Source organism: Nocardia anaemiae NBRC 100462 (genome assembly GCF_001612725.1).
Taxonomy (GTDB): Bacteria; Actinomycetota; Actinomycetes; order Mycobacteriales; family Mycobacteriaceae; genus Nocardia; species Nocardia anaemiae.
Genome location: NZ_BDAZ01000063.1, coordinates 1 through 16,298 on the forward strand (window position 1 = coordinate 1; position 16,298 = coordinate 16,298).

The window sequence follows — 16,298 nt, forward strand, 5'->3', positions numbered from 1 at the left end:
GGCAGCGCTGCCGCGGCGGCCGCACCGAAGGTGCCCAGCGTCGCGCTCGCGAGCGCACGTCGGCGGCTGACCGTCGGCGGGAATGAATCTTTCACAGCAAATGCCCTTCTTGCTAAGCGCTCAAATCCGTTGCGATATCGACGATCTTGTCTTCCTGCCCGCCGACCAGACCGCGGCGTCCGACCTCGGTCAACAGCGTGCGTGCATCGATTCCGTATGTGACCGAGGCCTTTTCGGACGTGGCGCAGGAAGCTCCAGTACCCCCGAAAGCCGTTCGGCCGCAGCACGAACAGCGGTCGCTATCGTGTTCATCGCGCCTCCTCGAGATGGCGGTCCGGTACCAGCGTCAACGCCGGAACCGGCCCGGTGAGCTGTTGGAAGAGTTCGCCGATCAAGGCACCGCCGCGCCCGGCGACAGCGGTACCGAAGACGAACTTGTCCGGACGCAGCAGCACCAGGCCACCGGTCCCGACGCGCGCCTTGGCGAACCACCGGGTCAACGCACCGGTGTGGTCTTCGATATCGGCATAGTCGTCGCCGGTGGTGCGGCCATCGCCCGGCTCACCCTGCGGTCGTCCTCCGAGCGGATACACGGTGACGAAACGAACGCCCCGGGCGCGCAATCTGGCCACGTCGTCGGCACCTAGCACGGCGCGCGGGTCGACCCCATTGCCGATCACCGAGAAACCGAGTCCGAGCACGTCGTCGAAACGCCGATGCCGTCCGTCGTAGGTCCGCACCTGCGGTTGCGGGGCCAGCGTGCCTTCCACGCCGCGCAGCCCACGCCGAGACAGACCCAGGTAGGCGCCGCGACGAAAGCGAGGTGCCGGTTTCATCTTCGCCGCGCGAATCCAGCCGCCAAGCCCCGGCACCCGCAGCGCGGTGGTGAGTGCGATATTCCGGGCCGCCGCGACCAGCTTGTTGTCGAAGGAGACGATGTTCTTGTTCAGTACCGAGAAATCGATCATCGCCTTGGCGTGCGGTCGCCGTTCGGACTCGTAACTATCCAGAATCCGCAGGTCCGCACCCTGTTGGAGGATGGCGGCGAGCTTCCACGACAGATTGTCCGCATCGCGCACACCGGAATTCATGCCCTGTCCGACGAACTGCGGCGTCATATGCGCGGCGTCACCGGCGATGAGGATCCGCCCGTCCCGCCACCGGTCGGCGACCACCGCATTGAAGGTGTAGACCAGCTTGCGCAGCACTTCGACCTCGTCCGGATCGACGTAGCGCGCGATATGACGGCGGACGTTCGCCGGATCCTCCATCTCGTCTTTGGTCTGCGATTCGTTCAGCATGAACTCGAAGCGATGATGTCCGTCCGGTTGCGGACAGGACACGGTCGGCATGGTCGGATCGCAGACGAAGTTGAAATACGGCAGATGCCGGAACGCGTCGACGCCGTCCTCGGCCTTCAGGTCCACCACGAGCCAACGCTCGGGAAAGCTGGTCCCGCTCATCTCGATGCCGAGTTTCGTGCGCACCACACTGCGCCCGCCGTCGCAGCCGACCAGGAATTTCGCCCACACCCGCTCGGCGGTCCGCAGGTCGGTATCGGGTGCGCGGTTGCCGTACCCGGTGCCACGGCATTCGGCATGTTCGATGCTCACGCCGGATTCGTTCTGGTCGAAATCGACGACCTCGCGGCCGCGCCGGACGGTGACGTGCGGGTAGCACCCGAGTGCATTTTCGAGGGTGTTCTCCAGGTAGGGCTGATACAGAAAATTGACCACCGGCCACCCGAGCGGACGGTCGATCTGATGGAACTGCACCAGCACCCGACCATCCGCGCGCACCCACTGCACGGTCGAGTCGATATTCATATCGGCCGCGAGTTCGTCTGCCACACCGGCAGTTTGGAAGATGCGCATGCCTTCGTCGTCGGTGTAGACCGCACGTGCGAGTCCGTAGTACTCCGGTTCCCGTTCCAGGACGAGCACGCGCACACCGCGCCGTCCCAAGAGGTGGGCGAGCGTCAGGCCTGTTGGGCCGAGACCGACGACCACCACGTCGTAGTCGGTGGTATTCATCGTGAAAGTCCTCCTGCCAGTTGCCGGACGGTGATCTCCGGTGTGGTCGAGGTCCGCAGTGCCCGGCGGAATTGGGCGAATTTGTCCAGCACCGTCTCCCCGACCGTGCCGTGGCCCCAGATGCTGATGCCCTGGTAAGTCGTTGGTTCCCAGGTGCATTCGAGTTCCGGACCGATCACGATCGGATTCCAGCCGACCTCGTGTTCGAAGCCGGACGGGGTCACGCGGTAGTAGGACAGTTCACTGCCGTTGGTGTGCTTGATAAAATCATCAGTCACGATGGCACGCTCTGTCAAGCGAAAATGATGAGAACATCAGCTTCATGCTCATCCAGATTTGATGGCACAGGTCAGCAATGATGCAATCATCAGCAGGCCCCCCGCTCGACGTGGACGGCGAAGCAACATCGACTCGCCCGCTATCTCGGCGACACCTTCGATGAATTCGAAGCCGCTACGCGACGGCGATCAGCGATTTGCGCGAACCGGCCTGAGACGAGATCACGAGTCCGGGTAGCCACGGTTTAGCGGACGGTGCAGTGGCAACCCGCACAGTGACGCTGCTCGGCGAGTACGAGGCACAGCGCGGACCTCGGATCCGGGCAGCTTCGAACCAGAAGGCCGTCGACCGGAGGACAACATGCCGAATCCCACCAGCCACCAAAACGTGCGACGGACACCGGTGCGGGTGGACCTGCACAGTGCCGCATTCACCGACCACTCGACAATTCCGGACCGCTACTCCTACGACGGCGGCAATGTCGCTCCGCCGCTCGAATGGAGTGGTATCCCCGACGACGCCGCAGAGCTCGTCCTGCTGTGCGAGGACGAGGACGCACCGGGCGGGCCGTTTACCCATTGGCTGCTGACCGGCATCGCGCCGAACGCGACCAGTATTCGGGCGGAGGCGCCACCCCCCAGGGCGGTGGCGGGTCCCAACGACTTCGGCGAAATCGGCTGGAGCGGTCCGCGACCACCGGTCGGCGACAAACCGCACCGGTACTTCTTCCGCCTCTACGCCTTGGACCAACCGGCCGGATTCACCAAGGACACCACGGCCGACGTGGTCCGATCCGCCATCACCGACCACGTCATCGCCAGCGGCACCCTGGTCGGCCTGTTCGCCGCCTGATCCGCCCGCACCGCGCATTGCTACGCCGCGATCGCCTCGGCACGCAGGCGCGAGTAGTCCTCGCGCGACAGCGGGGCCGCGTCCGGTGCGCCGAGGTTTTCGAGCGGGATGCGGAATGTCTCGCGCGCGGAGAATGCGGCGACCGCGGCGATCACGGCGCAGCCGAAGGTGAAGGCGCCGACGATCAGCGGAACATTCGATTCGGGCGGTGCGACGACGGCGTAGACGGTCGGCAGGAACGCGGTGATGGCCGTGCCGATGTTCTGCGAGACCGCGAAGCCGGTGACGCGGGTGCGGGTGGGGAACATTTCCTGATAAAACGCCGGGAAGACGGCGTTGTAGCCCTGGTAGACGATGCCCCACATCAGGATGGCGAGCACGAATGTCATGGCGACGCTGCCATGCGCAATGGCGGCCAGATAGCCGAACGACAGGACGCCCGAACCGAGTGAACCGACGATGATGCAGGGTCGGCGGCCGATCCGGTCGCTGAGGCTGCCGACGAACGGAATCAGCAGGACCGCGACGACATTGCCGAGCACGGAGATCCACAGGAACGTGGTCTTGCTGATGCCGATCCCGTAGCTGTGATTGGTGGCATAGGTGGCGCCGAAGATGGTGGTGGCCGTCGGGATGGCGTTCATCAGCGCCATGCAGATCACGCGCAGCATATTCGACCCGTTCTCCCGCACGACCTGCACGATCGGCGAGGCGACGACCTCCTGCTGTGCCTGCTCGGCCTGGAAGGCCGGAGTCTCGTCCGCGCGGCGCCGGATCAGATAACCGGCGAACAGCACAACGATGCTGAACAGGAACGGAATTCGCCAACCCCACGACTGGAACGCGTCATCGGGCAGCAGTGCCGACATCGGCAGAAACGCTGCGGCGGCGAGGATTTGACCGGCCTGCACACCTTGCAGCGCGAAGCTGGCGAAGAATCCGCGCCGCCCGAACGGAGCGTGCTCGACGATCATGGCGCTGGCACCGGACATTTCGCCGCCGACGGCGAACCCCTGGATCAACCGCAACCCCACCAGTAGCACCGGAGCCAGATAGCCGACGCTGTGATAGGTCGGCAGCAACGCCACCAAGAAGGTCGAGACGCCCATCGCCATCATGCACAGCACCAGCACGTTCTTGCGGCCGTGCCGGTCACCCCAGTGACCGAGCACGAATGCGCCGAGCGGCCGGGCGACATAGCCGACACCGAAGGTGGCCAGCGACGCCAGGATGGCGACCGATGGATTGCCTTTGGGAAAGAAGATCGACGGGAAGACCAGCGCGGCGGCCTGCGCGTAGATGAAGAAGTCGTAGTACTCGAGCGCACCGCCGATCCAGCCGCTTGCGGCGGCCTTTCTCGGTGATTTGCGCACGTTTGTCGGGGTGTTCAACTTACTTCTCCTTCGCCACGGCATCGGTGCCGCAATCTTTTCTGGGTATTCAGGGGAATGTCAGTGCTGTGCCAGGCGGCGCGCCCGATGCGCGCTCATGCGGACCGGTGCGTTGACCGCGCCGAAGCCGGTGTATCCGCGCACTCGCTGAACCACCTCGAAAAACACTCGGCTGCCGAGGATTTCGGTGTAGAGGTGGTAGAACTCACCGCGTTCGTCGCGGTCGTACATGATGCCGAGCCGCCGCATGCGGTCGAGTCGGGTTGCCGGAATGGCGATTCGGGCGTCGAGGTCTGCGTAGTAGTTGGCCGGGATGGTCAGTACCGGCGCGCCGCGGCGGCGCAGTTCTTCGGCGGCGGCGAAGATATCGTCGGTGCCGAAGGCGACGTGCTGGGGGTCCGCGACGCCCGGCGCCCAGCTCCCGCGGCGCAGCAGGGTGGTGCTGAGCACAATGCGCACCGACTCGTCGTCATTGCCGACGGCGCGGTCGCGAACCAGTCCGTAGGGCGCGGCGAATTCGGTGTCGTGGTGCGCGTGCATACCGAGGGCGGCACGGTAGAACAGCGAGGCCTCGTCGAAGTAGTCGAACGGCTGAGCCAGGGCGATGTGGTCGATCTCGGTGACGGCGGTCGCCGCGGCGTCCACGGAAACCGATTCCGCCGCGATGGGGTCGAAGTCGCCGAGCCAGCCGTCGGATGTGGAGCGGCAGAAGAAGATCGAGGTGCCGTCGGGTGCGGCGACGGCGGCCAGATCGGCCTCGGCCGGACCGTGTTCGCGCGGCAGGATCGGGGCCAGCATCGCCTCGGCGCGCTCGGCCGAGCGTGCCGGGTCGCTGCTCTCCACGGCGAATGCGCTGATCTCGGCCAGATCCGCCTGATGGTGTGCGGTGACGGTGCTGTTCAACAGGACTCGTGCGCGACCCTGCTGCCACAGCTGAACCGGTTTGCTCCGATGCCCTCCGGTGTGGGTGAAACCCATGGCGGACAGCGTTTCCCCGATTCGCGACGCGGCCGCGCTGCCGACGCTGAGCTCGGTGAAGGCGTGGCCGTGCAGCGGTGGCGCGGCGATATCGGCCGCGGTCCCAGCGTATTGCTCCTGTAACCACAGCAGCGACCGCATCGCGTCGCGCGCGGTGCGGGCCGGATCGGCTTGGCGGAAAACATCATTGAACACTTCGAGCGATAGCGACCCGGTGTATCCGGCGTCGAGGACATAGCCGAGGAACACGGGCAGATCGAAGGCCCCTTGGCCGGGAAACAGCCGGTAGTGACGGCTCCACTGCAGCACATCCATGCTCAGGTGCGGTGCGTCGGCGAGTTGCAGGAAGAACAGCTTCTCCCCTGGCACATCGGCGATGCCCGCGGGATCGCTTGCGCGCGAAAGGATGTGGAAGCTGTCCAGGCACAAACCCAGTGCGGGGTGTCCCGCCTTCTGCACGATGCGCCACGAGTGGTCCCAGGTGTTGACGTAGGTACCCCAGGCCAGCGCTTCGTAGGCGATGCGGAAACCACGTTCGCTCGCATGCTCGGCGAGCACGCGCAACTGATCGGCGGCGAGCTCGTCGTCATCGATGGTGCACGGCGCGACAGCGGAACACACCAGGACGGTGTCGACGCCGAGCGCCGCCATCACCTCGAATTTGTGTTCCGCGCGCCGCAGATTCGCCTCGAACACCTCCGGCGGTGCGCCCTCGAAGTCGCGGAACGGCTGATAGAGGTCGATCGACAGACCGAGCGCGGCACAGCGCTCCCGCACCTGCTCCGGGCCGAGCTGGCTGGCGATCAGATCGTTTTCGAACAGTTCGATGCCGTCGAAGCCCGCGGCGGCAGCAGCGCCGAGTTTGTCCTCGAGGGTTCCGGACAGGCACACGGTGGCGATGGATCGTCGAGTGGTCCTCGGATATCGCGGCGATGCGGTCACGGTGGTTCCTAGAATTGAAAGATGTTCGTATGCCGAACACATGTGCGTTATGTGAAATCAGCGTAGAGGTGACCCGAGTCACTGTCAACAAATCGCATTTGCTGGGGAAATGCCTCTGCGCGGGGCTCCTACCATGCCATCGATCGATAGATGGGACTTGAGTCACCATGAGATCCGGCCTACGATGTTCGCATATCAACCAGATGTACGTATTGCGCACAGAGGAGGCAACATGAAGGCGGCTACCTTGGTTGCGCCCGAGCGGATCGCGGTCGTGCAGCTCCCGGAACCGGTCTGCGGGCCGGGCGATGTCCTGGTACGCATGCTCGGCGTCGGCCTGTGCGGTTCGGATTTGTCCGTCTATCACGGCCATCGCCAGGTTCCCGAGCTGCCGTGGATCGTCGGCCACGAAGGTGTCGGCGAGATCGTTGCTGTCGGCGCCGATGTCGACGCGGGACGGATCGGCCAGCGGGTCGCGATCGAGCCGAATTACTGCTGCATGACGTGCGCCGCCTGTCGTACCGGCTTCACCTCGGCCTGCCCGAACCGGATCATCCTCGGCATCAACACACCCGGCGTCATTGCCGAACTGGTCGCCGTCCCATCCGAATTCGCCTTTCCGGTCGCGGCCGCCGTGCCGCTGGCGGATTTGGTGTGCGCCGAGCCGCTGACCGTCGCGCGCGCGGCCATTCGCCGCTCGGGAATCACGGCGGGCGACAGCTGCCTGGTGGTCGGTACGGGTTCACAGGGGCTGTTCCTGTGTGAGCTGCTGGTCGCCGCCGGAATCAAACCCGCGGTCATCGAACCGCACGAGGGCCGACGCGCGCTCGCCGAATCGCTCGGCGCGGTAACGGCCGACGAATCGGCATCCGGTTTCGACTATCTCTTCGAGACATCCGGCGTGCCAGCCGCCCTGCCCCCGGCATTGGCTCGGCTCGCCGCAGGCGGTACCGCGTTACTCATCGGGATCAATGCCGAACCGCTGGCGCTGTCGAGCTTCGATCTGGTCTATCGGCAGCTGCGGCTGATCGGCTCGCTGATCTACGACCACCCGAACGATTTCGCCGATACCACGGCCCTGCTCGACTCCGGCGCGATCACGCCGAGCCGGGTGCTGCAGGCCGAGTTCGCACTCGACGACGCCGATCGGGCCTTCGCCTCGGTGCGATCCACCCCGGGCAAATGCTGGATTCGGCTCGGGTGAGCAGCGGCATTTCCACAATTCGAATGAGGAGTGATATGGCCAGGATTACCTCCTTGGCGGCTGCGGTCGGCGAACTCGTCCGCGACGGCGACACGCTCGCGCTCGAGGGGTTCACCCATCTCATCCCGGTGGCCGCCGGACAGGAGATCATCCGCCAGCGCAAGCGGAATCTGACGCTGGTACGGATGACACCGGACATCGTCTACGACCAGCTGATCGGGGCCGGTTGCGCGCGCAAGCTGATCTTCTCCTGGGGCGGCAATCCCGGCGTCGGCTCGCTGCACCGATTCCGCGAAGCGGTACAGCAGGCCTGGCCCGCGGCATTGGAGATCGAGGAGCACAGCCACGCCGGTATGGCCAATCGCTATGTCGCGGGGGCGTCCGGATTGCCATTCGCCGTATTGCGCGGATACGTCGGCACCGATTTGCCGACGGTCACCGACACCATCAAGCCGATCATCTGCCCGTTCACCGGTGAACAGCTGACCGCGGTTCCTGCGCTCAATCCCGATGTCACGGTCATCCATGCCCAGCGCGCCGACCGCGCCGGAAATGTGCAGCTGTGGGGGCTGCTCGGGGTGCAGAAGGAAGCGGTGCTCGCCGCGCGCCGCAGCCTGGTCACGGTCGAGGAAATCGTTGAGGAGCTGACCCCGGTGCCCGGTGCCATCGTGCTGCCCGCGTGGGCGGTGACCACGGTCGCCGAGGTGCCCGGCGGTGCGCATCCGTCCTATGCGCAGGGCTATTCCGAGCGCGACAACGACTACTACGCGGCCTGGGACACGATCAGCCGAGACCGTGACAGCTTCACCCGCTGGCTCGACGAAAACGTGTACACCGCCATCACGGAGACAGTATGACCATCGCCGAAACGCGCACCGCCACAATGGAAATGGCATATACCGCCGACGAGATGATGACGATCGCCGCCGCCAGGGCACTCGATGCGGGCAAGCGGTGCTTCGTCGGGATCGGGCTGCCGTCGACGGCCGCCAATCTCGCCCGCAATACCCACGCGCCCGATCTGGTCCTCATCTACGAATCCGGCACTTTGGGCTCCAAGCCGGATCGGCTGCCCGCTTCCATCGGCGACGGTGTGCTCGCCGAGACCGCCGACGCGGTGATCAGCGTGCCGGAGATATTCAATTACTGGTTGCAGCCGGGTCGCATCGATATCGGGTTCCTCGGTGCCGCGCAGCTCGACAAGTACGGCAATATCAACACCACCGTCATCGGCGGTGACTACACCCATCCCAAGGTCCGGCTGCCGGGAGCCGGTGGCGCACCCGAGATCGCCGCATCCTGTGGCGAGGTATTCGTCGTCATGCGCCAGTCGCAGCGCTCCTTCGTCGACAGGGTCGACTTCATCACCTCCTTCGGGCACGGTCGCGGTAACGGCGAGCGGGCGAAACTGGGGCTGCGCGGCGCGGGCCCGACCCTGGTGATCACCGATCTCGGGGTGATGCGGCCCGACGACACCGGCGAATTGATCCTCGTCGCGGTTCATCCTGGCGTGACCGTCGAGCAAGTGCGCGATAGCACCGGCTGGCAGTTGCGGGTCGCGCCGGATCTCGGGATCAGCGTGCCGCCGACGGATATCGAACTCAGGACTCTGCGAGCATTGAAAGCCGCCTCATGACCGGCGCATTTCTCTACGACGGCATCCGCACCCCGTTCGGCAGGTACGGCGGGGCGCTGAGCGGCATCCGACCCGATGACCTCGCGGCCACCGTCCTGCGGTCGCTCGCCGATCGCAACGATCTCGACCCGGCGACGGTGGACGAGATCGTCTTCGGGGCGGCCAACCAGGCGGGCGAGGATAATCGCAATGTGGCACGCATGGCTGCGCTGCTGGCGAATTGGCCCACCTCGGTACCCGGCACGACGGTGAACCGGCTGTGCGGGTCGAGTATGGATGCCACGATGCAGGCCGCACGGATGATCGAAACCGGTGATGCGGCAACGGTTGTCGTCGGCGGAGTCGAGTCGATGAGCCGTGCGCCGATGGTTATGCCCAAGCCCGGCAAGGCCTTTCCCGCTGGCAACGAAACACTGCACTCCACCACCTTGGGCTGGCGGCTGGTGAATCCGACGATGCCCGCGCAGTGGACGGTGTCGTTGGGCGAAAGCACCGAAATCCTCGCGGGCCGTTACGGAATCGAGCGGACGGCGCAGGACGAATTCGCCGCGCGCAGCCATCAGCTCGCCGAGAAGGCCTGGGCAAACGGCTTCTACGAGGACCATGTGGTCGCCGTCCCCGGCACCGAACTGGCCCGCGACGAGTCGCTGCGGGCGGACACGACCGTCGACCGGTTGGCGGGATTGAAACCGTCGTTCCGGCCAGATGGCACCGTCACCGCCGGGAATGCCTCACCGCTGAACGACGGCGCCTCCGCCCTGCTGCTCGGTGACGAAGCCCTGGCCGATCGACTCGGCCGGGCACCCCTTGCACGGATCGCGGGACGCGGTGCGGCCGGAGTCGACCCGGATGTCTTCGGCATCGGTCCGGTCGAAGCGGCGCGAATCGCCCTGCGGCGCGCGGGTATCGGTTGGGGCGATCTCGGCGTGGTCGAATTGAACGAGGCCTTCGCCGCGCAATCGCTTGCCTGCCTTGCCGATTGGCCGGAATTGGATCCCGGCATCGTCAATGTCAACGGTGGCGCGATCGCGATCGGCCACCCGCTCGGCGCGTCCGGGGGACGCGTCATCAACCAACTCGCCCGCGAGATGCGGCGTAGCGGCAGCCGGTGGGGACTGGCCGCATTGTGTATCGGCGTCGGCCAGGGGCTGGCCGTTGTTCTGGAGGCGACACCATGAAAACCCATGCGCTGCAAGGCTATCGAAAGGATCCGGCGGGCACACACCCGCCGTTGGACTCCCCGGACTACAAGTCCACCGCCCTGCGTCATCCGAAAGAGCCGCTGGTGCTGCTGCCGCAACGGCTGACCGAACTCACCGGTCCGGTACTCGGCGCGGACCGGCTCGCCGAGACGGATAACGACCTGACCGCGCAGCACCGGGCGGAACCGCTCGGACAGCGCATCATCGTGCACGGCCGATTGCTCGACGGAGACGGCAAGCCGATCCCGAATTCCCTGGTCGAGATCTGGCAGGCCAATGCCGGTGGCCGGTACCGGCACGACCGGGACACGTGGGACTGTCCGCTGGATCCGAACTTCGACGGTGTCGGGCGCACTGTCACCGATGCCGCGGGCCGATACGAGTTCACCACCATCAAGCCAGGGGCCTATCCGTGGCGCAATCACCACAATGCCTGGCGGCCCGCACACATCCACTTCTCGCTTTTCGGGCGCGCCTTCACCCAGCGACTGGTCACCCAGATGTATTTTCCGGACGATCCGCTGTTCGCCCAGGACCCCATCTTCAACTCGGTGCCCGAGGCCGCTCGCCCACTGCTGATCAGCCGCTTCGATCTCGAGCGCAGCGAACCCGAGCGGGCGCTGGCCTTCGAGTTCGACATCGTATTGCGTGGCCGCGATGCCACGCCTTTCGAGGACGACGAGGACGATGACTGATCTGCCCACCACGCCTTCGCAAACCGTCGGCCCTTACCTGCACATCGGACTGACCTGGGACGACGGCCCATACGCCGTGCCGCTGGGAACACCAGGGGCCGGGTGGATTCGGGGCCGGGTGCTCGACGGTGTCGGCGCACCGATCGATGACGCCATGGTCGAGATCTGGCAGGCCGACCCGGACGGGCATATCGCGCATCCGGATGACGGTCGCGGGGTCCGCGAATACTTCCGCGGATTCGCACGCAGCGACACCCGAGCGGGTGAATTCGCGGTCTACACCGTCGTTCCCGGCGCGCTCGGCGATGGACAGGCCCCCCATATCGATGTGTCGGTGTTCGCCCGTGGTCTGCTGCATCGCGTGGTCACCCGCATCTACTTCCCCGAGCACGCCGATCAGCACGCGACCGATCCGGTGTTGGCCTCGGTGCCACCGGAGCGTCGCGGCACCCTGATCGCCGCGGACGGGCCCGATGGCTATGTTTTCGATGTGTATCTCCAGGGTGCGCGCGAGACGGTGTTCTTCGATGTCTGACGGGTTGTTCGACGCTGTGCTCGCGGGCGGTCCGGTCGCGGCGCAGGTCGGCGACCGGGCGTGGGTGCAGGCCATGCTCGATTTCGAAGGCGCACTGGCGGCCGCCTCGGCCGCCGCCGGAGTCGTTCCGCCCGAGGCCGCCGCCGCCATCCAAAGCTGTTGCGACGCACAGGATTACGATATCGTCGAGCTCGGCGCGCGGGCGGTCGGCATCGGCAATCCGGCCGGGCCGCTGGTGCGGGCACTCACCGCACGCGTCGCGGGCGAGGCGGCCGGATATGTGCACCTCGGCGCGACCAGCCAGGACGTCGGCGATACCGCCGCCATGCTGGTGACGCGCCGGGCACTGACCGTGCTCGATGACGACTTGCGCGCGTGCGCGGCACAGCTGGCGCATCTCGCCGAATTCCACGCCGACACCGTGCTGGCCGGGCGCAGCCTGCTCCAGCAGGGACCGCCGGTCACCTTCGGGCTGACCGCGGCGGGCTGGCTCAGCGGAATCGCCGCGGCGCGGGATCGGCTCGACGATATCCGGCGGCACCGCTTAGCGGTGCAGTTCGGCGGGGCGGTCGGCACGCTGGCGTCCCTGGGCGACAACGGGATTGCCGTCCTGAGCGGACTATCCCGGACGCTCGGATTGGCCGAACCGGCCCTGCCGTGGCACACCGAGCGCGGCCGCATCGCGGAGATCGCGGGGGCGCTCGGTCAGGCCTGCGGGGCGGTGGCCAAGATCGCCCGGGATATCACACTGCTGGCGCAGACCGAGGTCGCGGAGGTCTACGAGGAGGGCCAGGCGGGAACGGGCGGATCCTCGACCATGCCGCACAAACGTAACCCGGTCGCGGCTGTCCTGGCCGCCGGATCCGCCGGGCAGGCACCGGGATTGGTCGCCGCACTACTCGGCACGGCCGGGCACGAACATCAGCGCGCGGCGGGGTCGTGGCATGCCGAATGGCGGCCGTATATCGAACTGCTGCGCACCACCGGTTCCGCGGTGCATTGGCTGCGTGTCAGCCTGGAACGGCTTCGAGTCGACCCAGAGCGCATGCGTGCCAACCTCGAGCTCACCGGCGGCCTCGCTCTCGCGGAAAATGTTGTGACCGAATTGGTTTCGGCATCCAACGGCGAGGTCGGCCGCCAGACGGCTGGCGATGTCGTCGAGCAGTGCTGCCAGGCCGCCCTCGCCGGTGCGAGCCCGCTCGCCGATCTGCTCGCCGCCGATCCGGTGGTGGGGAAATATCTTCACCGAGAGCGAATCGAGCGGCTGCTCGGTCCAGCTCAGTACCTGGGATCGACGCGCGAGTTCATCGATCGCGCGCTGGCCGATTGGCGGGCACGGTCATGAACGAACGACCGATCATCAACTGGGCCATGCAGGACCGGAGCGCCAGTGAGGCGGAGGTATGACCGTAGCCGAGATGCCCTGTCCAACAGACGGTCCCGACCTGCGAACGGTTGCCGAACCACTGGGTGGCGGCGAGCTGACTCGGCAGGCGCGATCGTGAGCGCCATCGAGGTGCACTGCCTGGTGGACGGCCCCGAGGACCGTGAACCGGTCGTGCTGAGCGGATCTCCGGGGAGCCGCCAGCTGACTCGGCAGGCACGATCGTGAGCGCCATCGAGGTGCACTGCCTGGTGGACGGTCCGGACGACGGCGAACCCGTCATACTGAGCGGATCACTCGGCAGCGACCTACGGATGTGGGATCCGCAGGTGAGCGCGCTGACCGCCGCCCAATACCGGGTAGTGCGCTACGACCACCGCGGACATGGCGCATCCCCGGTACCGCCCGGCCCGTACACCCTGACGGACCTGGGCTCCGATGTGATCGCGCTGCTGGACCGACTCGGAATCGGACGAGCCCATTTCGTCGGACTCTCGCTCGGCGGCATGGTCGGCATGTGGCTCGGCGAGCATGCCCCGGACCGGTTGCGCACGCTCACCCTGTGCTGCACCTCCGCCGAACTGGGCCCGCCCAGCGGTTGGTCCGAGCGGTCCGCGCTGGTCAGAGCCAAAGGGACACAGGCGATTTCACAAGCGGTCGTGCAACGCTGGTTCACTCCGCAATGGCGCGCGGACCATCCGGAACGCATCCACTATTACGCGAGCATGGTCGCCGCCACCGACCCCGACGGTTACGCATCCTGTTGCGCGGCAATCGAAACGATGAATATCGCCGACCGGCTGCCATCGATCACCGCACCCACCCTCGTGATCGCCGGTGCCCAGGACCCGGCCACCCCACCGGAACACGGACAGCGCATCGCACACACGGTGCCGCACGCCCGCCTCGAAATCGTCAGTCCGGGCGCACATTTGGCCAACGCCGAGGCGCCGGACGCGATCAACGATCTGATTCTCGCTCACCTGAAGGAGAACGCATGAACGAACGAGCCGATAGCGGCATGGCGGTGCGGCGGGAAGTGCTCGGCGATGATCATGTCGATCGCGCCGTCGCCAGGACCACCGAATTCACCAGGCCGTTCCAGGAATACATCACCGAGTCGGTGTGGGGCTCGATCTGGACCCGCGAGGGCCTGGACCGGCGCACCCGCAGCTGCGTTACCCTTGCGGTGCTCACCGCCCTGGGGCGGCACGAGGAGATCGCGATGCATGTCCGCGCCGCGATCACCAACGGTCTCACCGCAGCCGAGATCGCCGAAGTACTGCTGCACACCGGCGCCTACGCGGGCGTGCCCGCCGCCAACGCCGCCTTCGCGATCGGGCAGCAGGTATTGGCCGAACTCGGGGACGATACCGCCCTGTAGACCCTGTCGAGGAGGACGACGATGACGACCGGCGGTAACGACGACGACGGCCAGCGCGGCACGCACTATGTGCAATCGCTGGAACGCGGCCTCGCGGTCATCAAGGCATTCGACGCCGAGAACCCGCAGCTGACGCTCTCCGATGTCGCGCGCCTGACGGGACTCACCCGCGCGGCGGCACGCCGGTTCTTGTTGACCCTTGCCGATCTCGGCTATGTCCGCACCGACGGCAAACGCTTCTCGCTCACCGCCAAGGTGCTCGAATTGGGCTATTCGTATCTGTCCAGCATGAGCCTGTCCGAGGTCGCCCAGCCGCACCTCGAACAGCTCTCCGCCGACGTGCACGAATCCAGCTCGGTATCGGTGCTCGACGGTCCGGATGTCGTGTACGTCGCCAGGGTCGCCGCATCCCGGATCATGACCGTCAGCATCAATATCGGCACCCGCTTTCCCGCCTACGCCACCTCCATGGGCCATGTCCTGCTGGCCGGTCTCGCGGCGAACGAACTCGACGCCTATCTGGCACGCACGCCACTGGCCCGGCTGACCGCCAACACCATCACCGATCAGGACGGCTTGCGCGCCGCATTGGAAACGGTTCGCGCACAGGGCTTTTCCATTGTCGACCAGGAATTGGAGGAAGGTCTGCGGTCGGTCGCTGTCCCCATCCGGGACCGGTCGGGCGTGATCGCCGCGATCAATATTTCCACGCACGCGTCCCGCCGCAGCATCGAATCCATTCGGGCCGAACTGATTCCGCGCCTGCAGACGGCGGCCCACCGGATCGAGGCGGATCTCACCGCCGCGAAACCGATTACGCGGCTGGGCTGACCGAGGCCAGATTGGCCAGCGCCGCCCGAACCACCTCCAGAAACCAATCCTGAGCCGCCGCCCGACCGGGTGCGCGCCGGGTATAGGCCGCCACCTCCACCGGCTCGATGGGCCATGGGAGGGTGAATACCCGCACCGGATGGGTGCGTGCCAACGCGTGCGCCACCCGTTCGGGCACGATGGCGACCAGCTCACTGTCCTGCACCACATAGGGCAGAGTGGCGAATCGAGTGACACGCACGGCGACGCGATCTTCGAGATGGTGCTCGCGCAACGCCTTGCGTGGACCGGGGTGACCCGTCACGCCCTCGACGACGATATGCCGCTCACGATCCAGTTCGGCTTGGGTGGCGGCCGCACCGCGCAGCCGAGGGTGATGCGCCGCGACCAACCCGGCATAGCCCTCGGTGAACAGTGGCGTCCGAGCCAGCCGAGTCGCGTCGAGTAACGGACTGGCCACCACCACGTCGACCTCGCCGCGGGCCAGCCGATCGGTCGCGGTATCGACATCGAAGGCCTCGACCTGCAATGTCACCTGCGGTGCCCGTACCGCCAATTCCGCGAGCACCAGCGGCAGCACCGTCACCTCGCCGAGATCGGAGAGGCCGAGCGCGAAGCGGGCCGGTCGGGTCGGATCGAATTCGGTTGCGGCACTCAGTGTTTCATCTACACCCGCGATGGCCGCACGGAGCGGCGGATACAGCCGCTCGGCCTCCGCGGTCGGCACCAGACCACCCGGACCGCGTACGAACAGCTCATCGCGCAGCCGCCGCCGCAACTTGCCGAGCCCGTAGCTGACCGTTGGCTGGGTGACACCGAGCAGGTCGGCGGCGGCCGTGACGCTCCTGGTCTCGTACAGCAGCACGAATGTGCGCACCAGGTTCAGATCGAACTCGGCGGCCATAGATCTCCTCTATGTGAATCACGAAAATTATCAATTGGATTTCTGATT

16 protein-coding genes and 1 pseudogene are annotated in these 16,298 nt (G+C 66.3%); 11 read left to right on the forward strand and 6 right to left on the reverse strand.

Annotated features, from left to right (window positions below):
• Positions 1-112: 112 nt before the first annotated feature.
• From NA5_RS39700 to NA5_RS30610, 3 genes and pseudogenes are all read right to left on the reverse strand, one after another.
• Positions 113-272 (reverse strand): annotated as a pseudogene (locus NA5_RS39700) (4-hydroxy-2-oxovalerate aldolase family protein); the annotation flags it as partial.
• A gap of 36 nt (positions 273-308) precedes the next feature.
• A complete protein-coding gene (gene mhpA, locus NA5_RS30605) occupies positions 309-2,033 on the reverse strand; it encodes a bifunctional 3-(3-hydroxy-phenyl)propionate/3-hydroxycinnamic acid hydroxylase MhpA (RefSeq protein WP_062992315.1) in 1,725 nt (574 codons plus the stop codon).
• A complete protein-coding gene (locus NA5_RS30610; RefSeq protein ID WP_062992317.1) occupies positions 2,030-2,311 on the reverse strand; it encodes a VOC family protein in 282 nt (93 codons plus the stop codon). Before NA5_RS30610 ends, mhpA begins: the two co-directional genes overlap by 4 nt.
• Before the next feature lie 361 nt (positions 2,312-2,672).
• Here NA5_RS30610 and NA5_RS30615 point away from each other — a divergent pair, with 361 nt between their 5' ends.
• Positions 2,673-3,164 (forward strand): YbhB/YbcL family Raf kinase inhibitor-like protein, encoded by a 492-nt coding sequence (locus tag NA5_RS30615; protein WP_062992319.1) that lies wholly within the window; start codon positions 2,673-2,675, stop codon positions 3,162-3,164.
• A 20-nt stretch (positions 3,165-3,184) separates the two neighbouring features.
• On the opposite strand, the gene NA5_RS30620 is transcribed toward NA5_RS30615, so the two are convergent.
• Complete coding sequence (locus tag NA5_RS30620) at positions 3,185-4,555, reverse strand: MFS transporter (RefSeq protein ID WP_245672473.1); 1,371 nt, start codon at positions 4,553-4,555, stop codon at positions 3,185-3,187.
• 60 nt (positions 4,556-4,615) lie between these two features.
• A complete protein-coding gene (locus NA5_RS30625) occupies positions 4,616-6,475 on the reverse strand; it encodes a bifunctional sugar phosphate isomerase/epimerase/4-hydroxyphenylpyruvate dioxygenase family protein (protein WP_062992323.1) in 1,860 nt (619 codons plus the stop codon).
• A gap of 232 nt (positions 6,476-6,707) precedes the next feature.
• Here NA5_RS30625 and NA5_RS30630 point away from each other — a divergent pair, with 232 nt between their 5' ends.
• From NA5_RS30630 to NA5_RS30675, 10 genes are all read left to right on the forward strand, one after another.
• A complete protein-coding gene (locus tag NA5_RS30630; RefSeq protein WP_062992325.1) occupies positions 6,708-7,679 on the forward strand; it encodes a zinc-dependent alcohol dehydrogenase in 972 nt (323 codons plus the stop codon).
• A 35-nt stretch (positions 7,680-7,714) separates the two neighbouring features.
• Positions 7,715-8,536 (forward strand): CoA transferase subunit A, encoded by an 822-nt coding sequence (locus tag NA5_RS30635; protein ID WP_062992327.1) that lies wholly within the window; start codon positions 7,715-7,717, stop codon positions 8,534-8,536.
• Complete coding sequence (locus tag NA5_RS30640) at positions 8,533-9,315, forward strand: CoA-transferase subunit beta (protein WP_062992329.1); 783 nt, start codon at positions 8,533-8,535, stop codon at positions 9,313-9,315. Before NA5_RS30635 ends, NA5_RS30640 begins: the two co-directional genes overlap by 4 nt.
• A complete protein-coding gene (locus NA5_RS30645; RefSeq protein WP_062992331.1) occupies positions 9,312-10,493 on the forward strand; it encodes a thiolase family protein in 1,182 nt (393 codons plus the stop codon). Before NA5_RS30640 ends, NA5_RS30645 begins: the two co-directional genes overlap by 4 nt.
• A complete protein-coding gene (gene pcaH / locus NA5_RS30650; protein ID WP_062992333.1) occupies positions 10,490-11,212 on the forward strand; it encodes a protocatechuate 3,4-dioxygenase subunit beta in 723 nt (240 codons plus the stop codon). Before NA5_RS30645 ends, pcaH begins: the two co-directional genes overlap by 4 nt.
• A complete protein-coding gene (gene pcaG, locus NA5_RS30655; RefSeq protein WP_062992335.1) occupies positions 11,205-11,747 on the forward strand; it encodes a protocatechuate 3,4-dioxygenase subunit alpha in 543 nt (180 codons plus the stop codon). Before pcaH ends, pcaG begins: the two co-directional genes overlap by 8 nt.
• A complete protein-coding gene (pcaB, locus tag NA5_RS30660; protein ID WP_062992337.1) occupies positions 11,740-13,092 on the forward strand; it encodes a 3-carboxy-cis,cis-muconate cycloisomerase in 1,353 nt (450 codons plus the stop codon). Before pcaG ends, pcaB begins: the two co-directional genes overlap by 8 nt.
• 263 nt (positions 13,093-13,355) lie before the next feature.
• Positions 13,356-14,132: a 3-oxoadipate enol-lactonase gene (gene pcaD / locus NA5_RS30665; protein WP_062992339.1), complete on the forward strand. Its 777-nt coding sequence runs from the start codon at positions 13,356-13,358 to the stop codon at positions 14,130-14,132.
• Positions 14,129-14,515 (forward strand): 4-carboxymuconolactone decarboxylase, encoded by a 387-nt coding sequence (gene pcaC, locus NA5_RS30670; protein WP_062992341.1) that lies wholly within the window; start codon positions 14,129-14,131, stop codon positions 14,513-14,515. The genes pcaD and pcaC overlap by 4 nt, the downstream gene beginning before the upstream one ends.
• 21 nt (positions 14,516-14,536) lie before the next feature.
• Positions 14,537-15,346 (forward strand): IclR family transcriptional regulator domain-containing protein, encoded by an 810-nt coding sequence (locus NA5_RS30675; protein ID WP_062992343.1) that lies wholly within the window; start codon positions 14,537-14,539, stop codon positions 15,344-15,346.
• Here NA5_RS30675 and NA5_RS30680 read toward each other — a convergent pair.
• A complete protein-coding gene (locus NA5_RS30680; RefSeq protein WP_062992345.1) occupies positions 15,330-16,250 on the reverse strand; it encodes a LysR family transcriptional regulator in 921 nt (306 codons plus the stop codon). The genes NA5_RS30675 and NA5_RS30680 overlap by 17 nt on opposite strands.
• Positions 16,251-16,298 lie beyond the last annotated feature (48 nt).

Excerpts from the sequence above, each read along its gene's own strand:
- mhpA (WP_062992315.1), bottom strand. The coding sequence starts at position 2,033 with ATGAATACCACCGACTACGACGTGGTGGTCGTCGGTCTCGGCCCAACA.
- NA5_RS30615 (WP_062992319.1), top strand. The coding sequence starts at position 2,673 with ATGCCGAATCCCACCAGCCACCAAAACGTGCGACGGACACCGGTGCGG.
- NA5_RS30630 (WP_062992325.1), top strand. The coding sequence starts at position 6,708 with ATGAAGGCGGCTACCTTGGTTGCGCCCGAGCGGATCGCGGTCGTGCAG.
- NA5_RS30635 (WP_062992327.1), top strand. The coding sequence starts at position 7,715 with ATGGCCAGGATTACCTCCTTGGCGGCTGCGGTCGGCGAACTCGTCCGC.
- NA5_RS30640 (WP_062992329.1), top strand. The coding sequence starts at position 8,533 with ATGACCATCGCCGAAACGCGCACCGCCACAATGGAAATGGCATATACC.
- NA5_RS30645 (WP_062992331.1), top strand. The coding sequence starts at position 9,312 with ATGACCGGCGCATTTCTCTACGACGGCATCCGCACCCCGTTCGGCAGG.
- pcaH (WP_062992333.1), top strand. The coding sequence starts at position 10,490 with ATGAAAACCCATGCGCTGCAAGGCTATCGAAAGGATCCGGCGGGCACA.
- pcaG (WP_062992335.1), top strand. The coding sequence starts at position 11,205 with ATGACTGATCTGCCCACCACGCCTTCGCAAACCGTCGGCCCTTACCTG.
- pcaB (WP_062992337.1), top strand. The coding sequence starts at position 11,740 with ATGTCTGACGGGTTGTTCGACGCTGTGCTCGCGGGCGGTCCGGTCGCG.
- pcaC (WP_062992341.1), top strand. The coding sequence starts at position 14,129 with ATGAACGAACGAGCCGATAGCGGCATGGCGGTGCGGCGGGAAGTGCTC.
- NA5_RS30675 (WP_062992343.1), top strand. The coding sequence starts at position 14,537 with ATGACGACCGGCGGTAACGACGACGACGGCCAGCGCGGCACGCACTAT.
- NA5_RS30680 (WP_062992345.1), bottom strand. The coding sequence starts at position 16,250 with ATGGCCGCCGAGTTCGATCTGAACCTGGTGCGCACATTCGTGCTGCTG.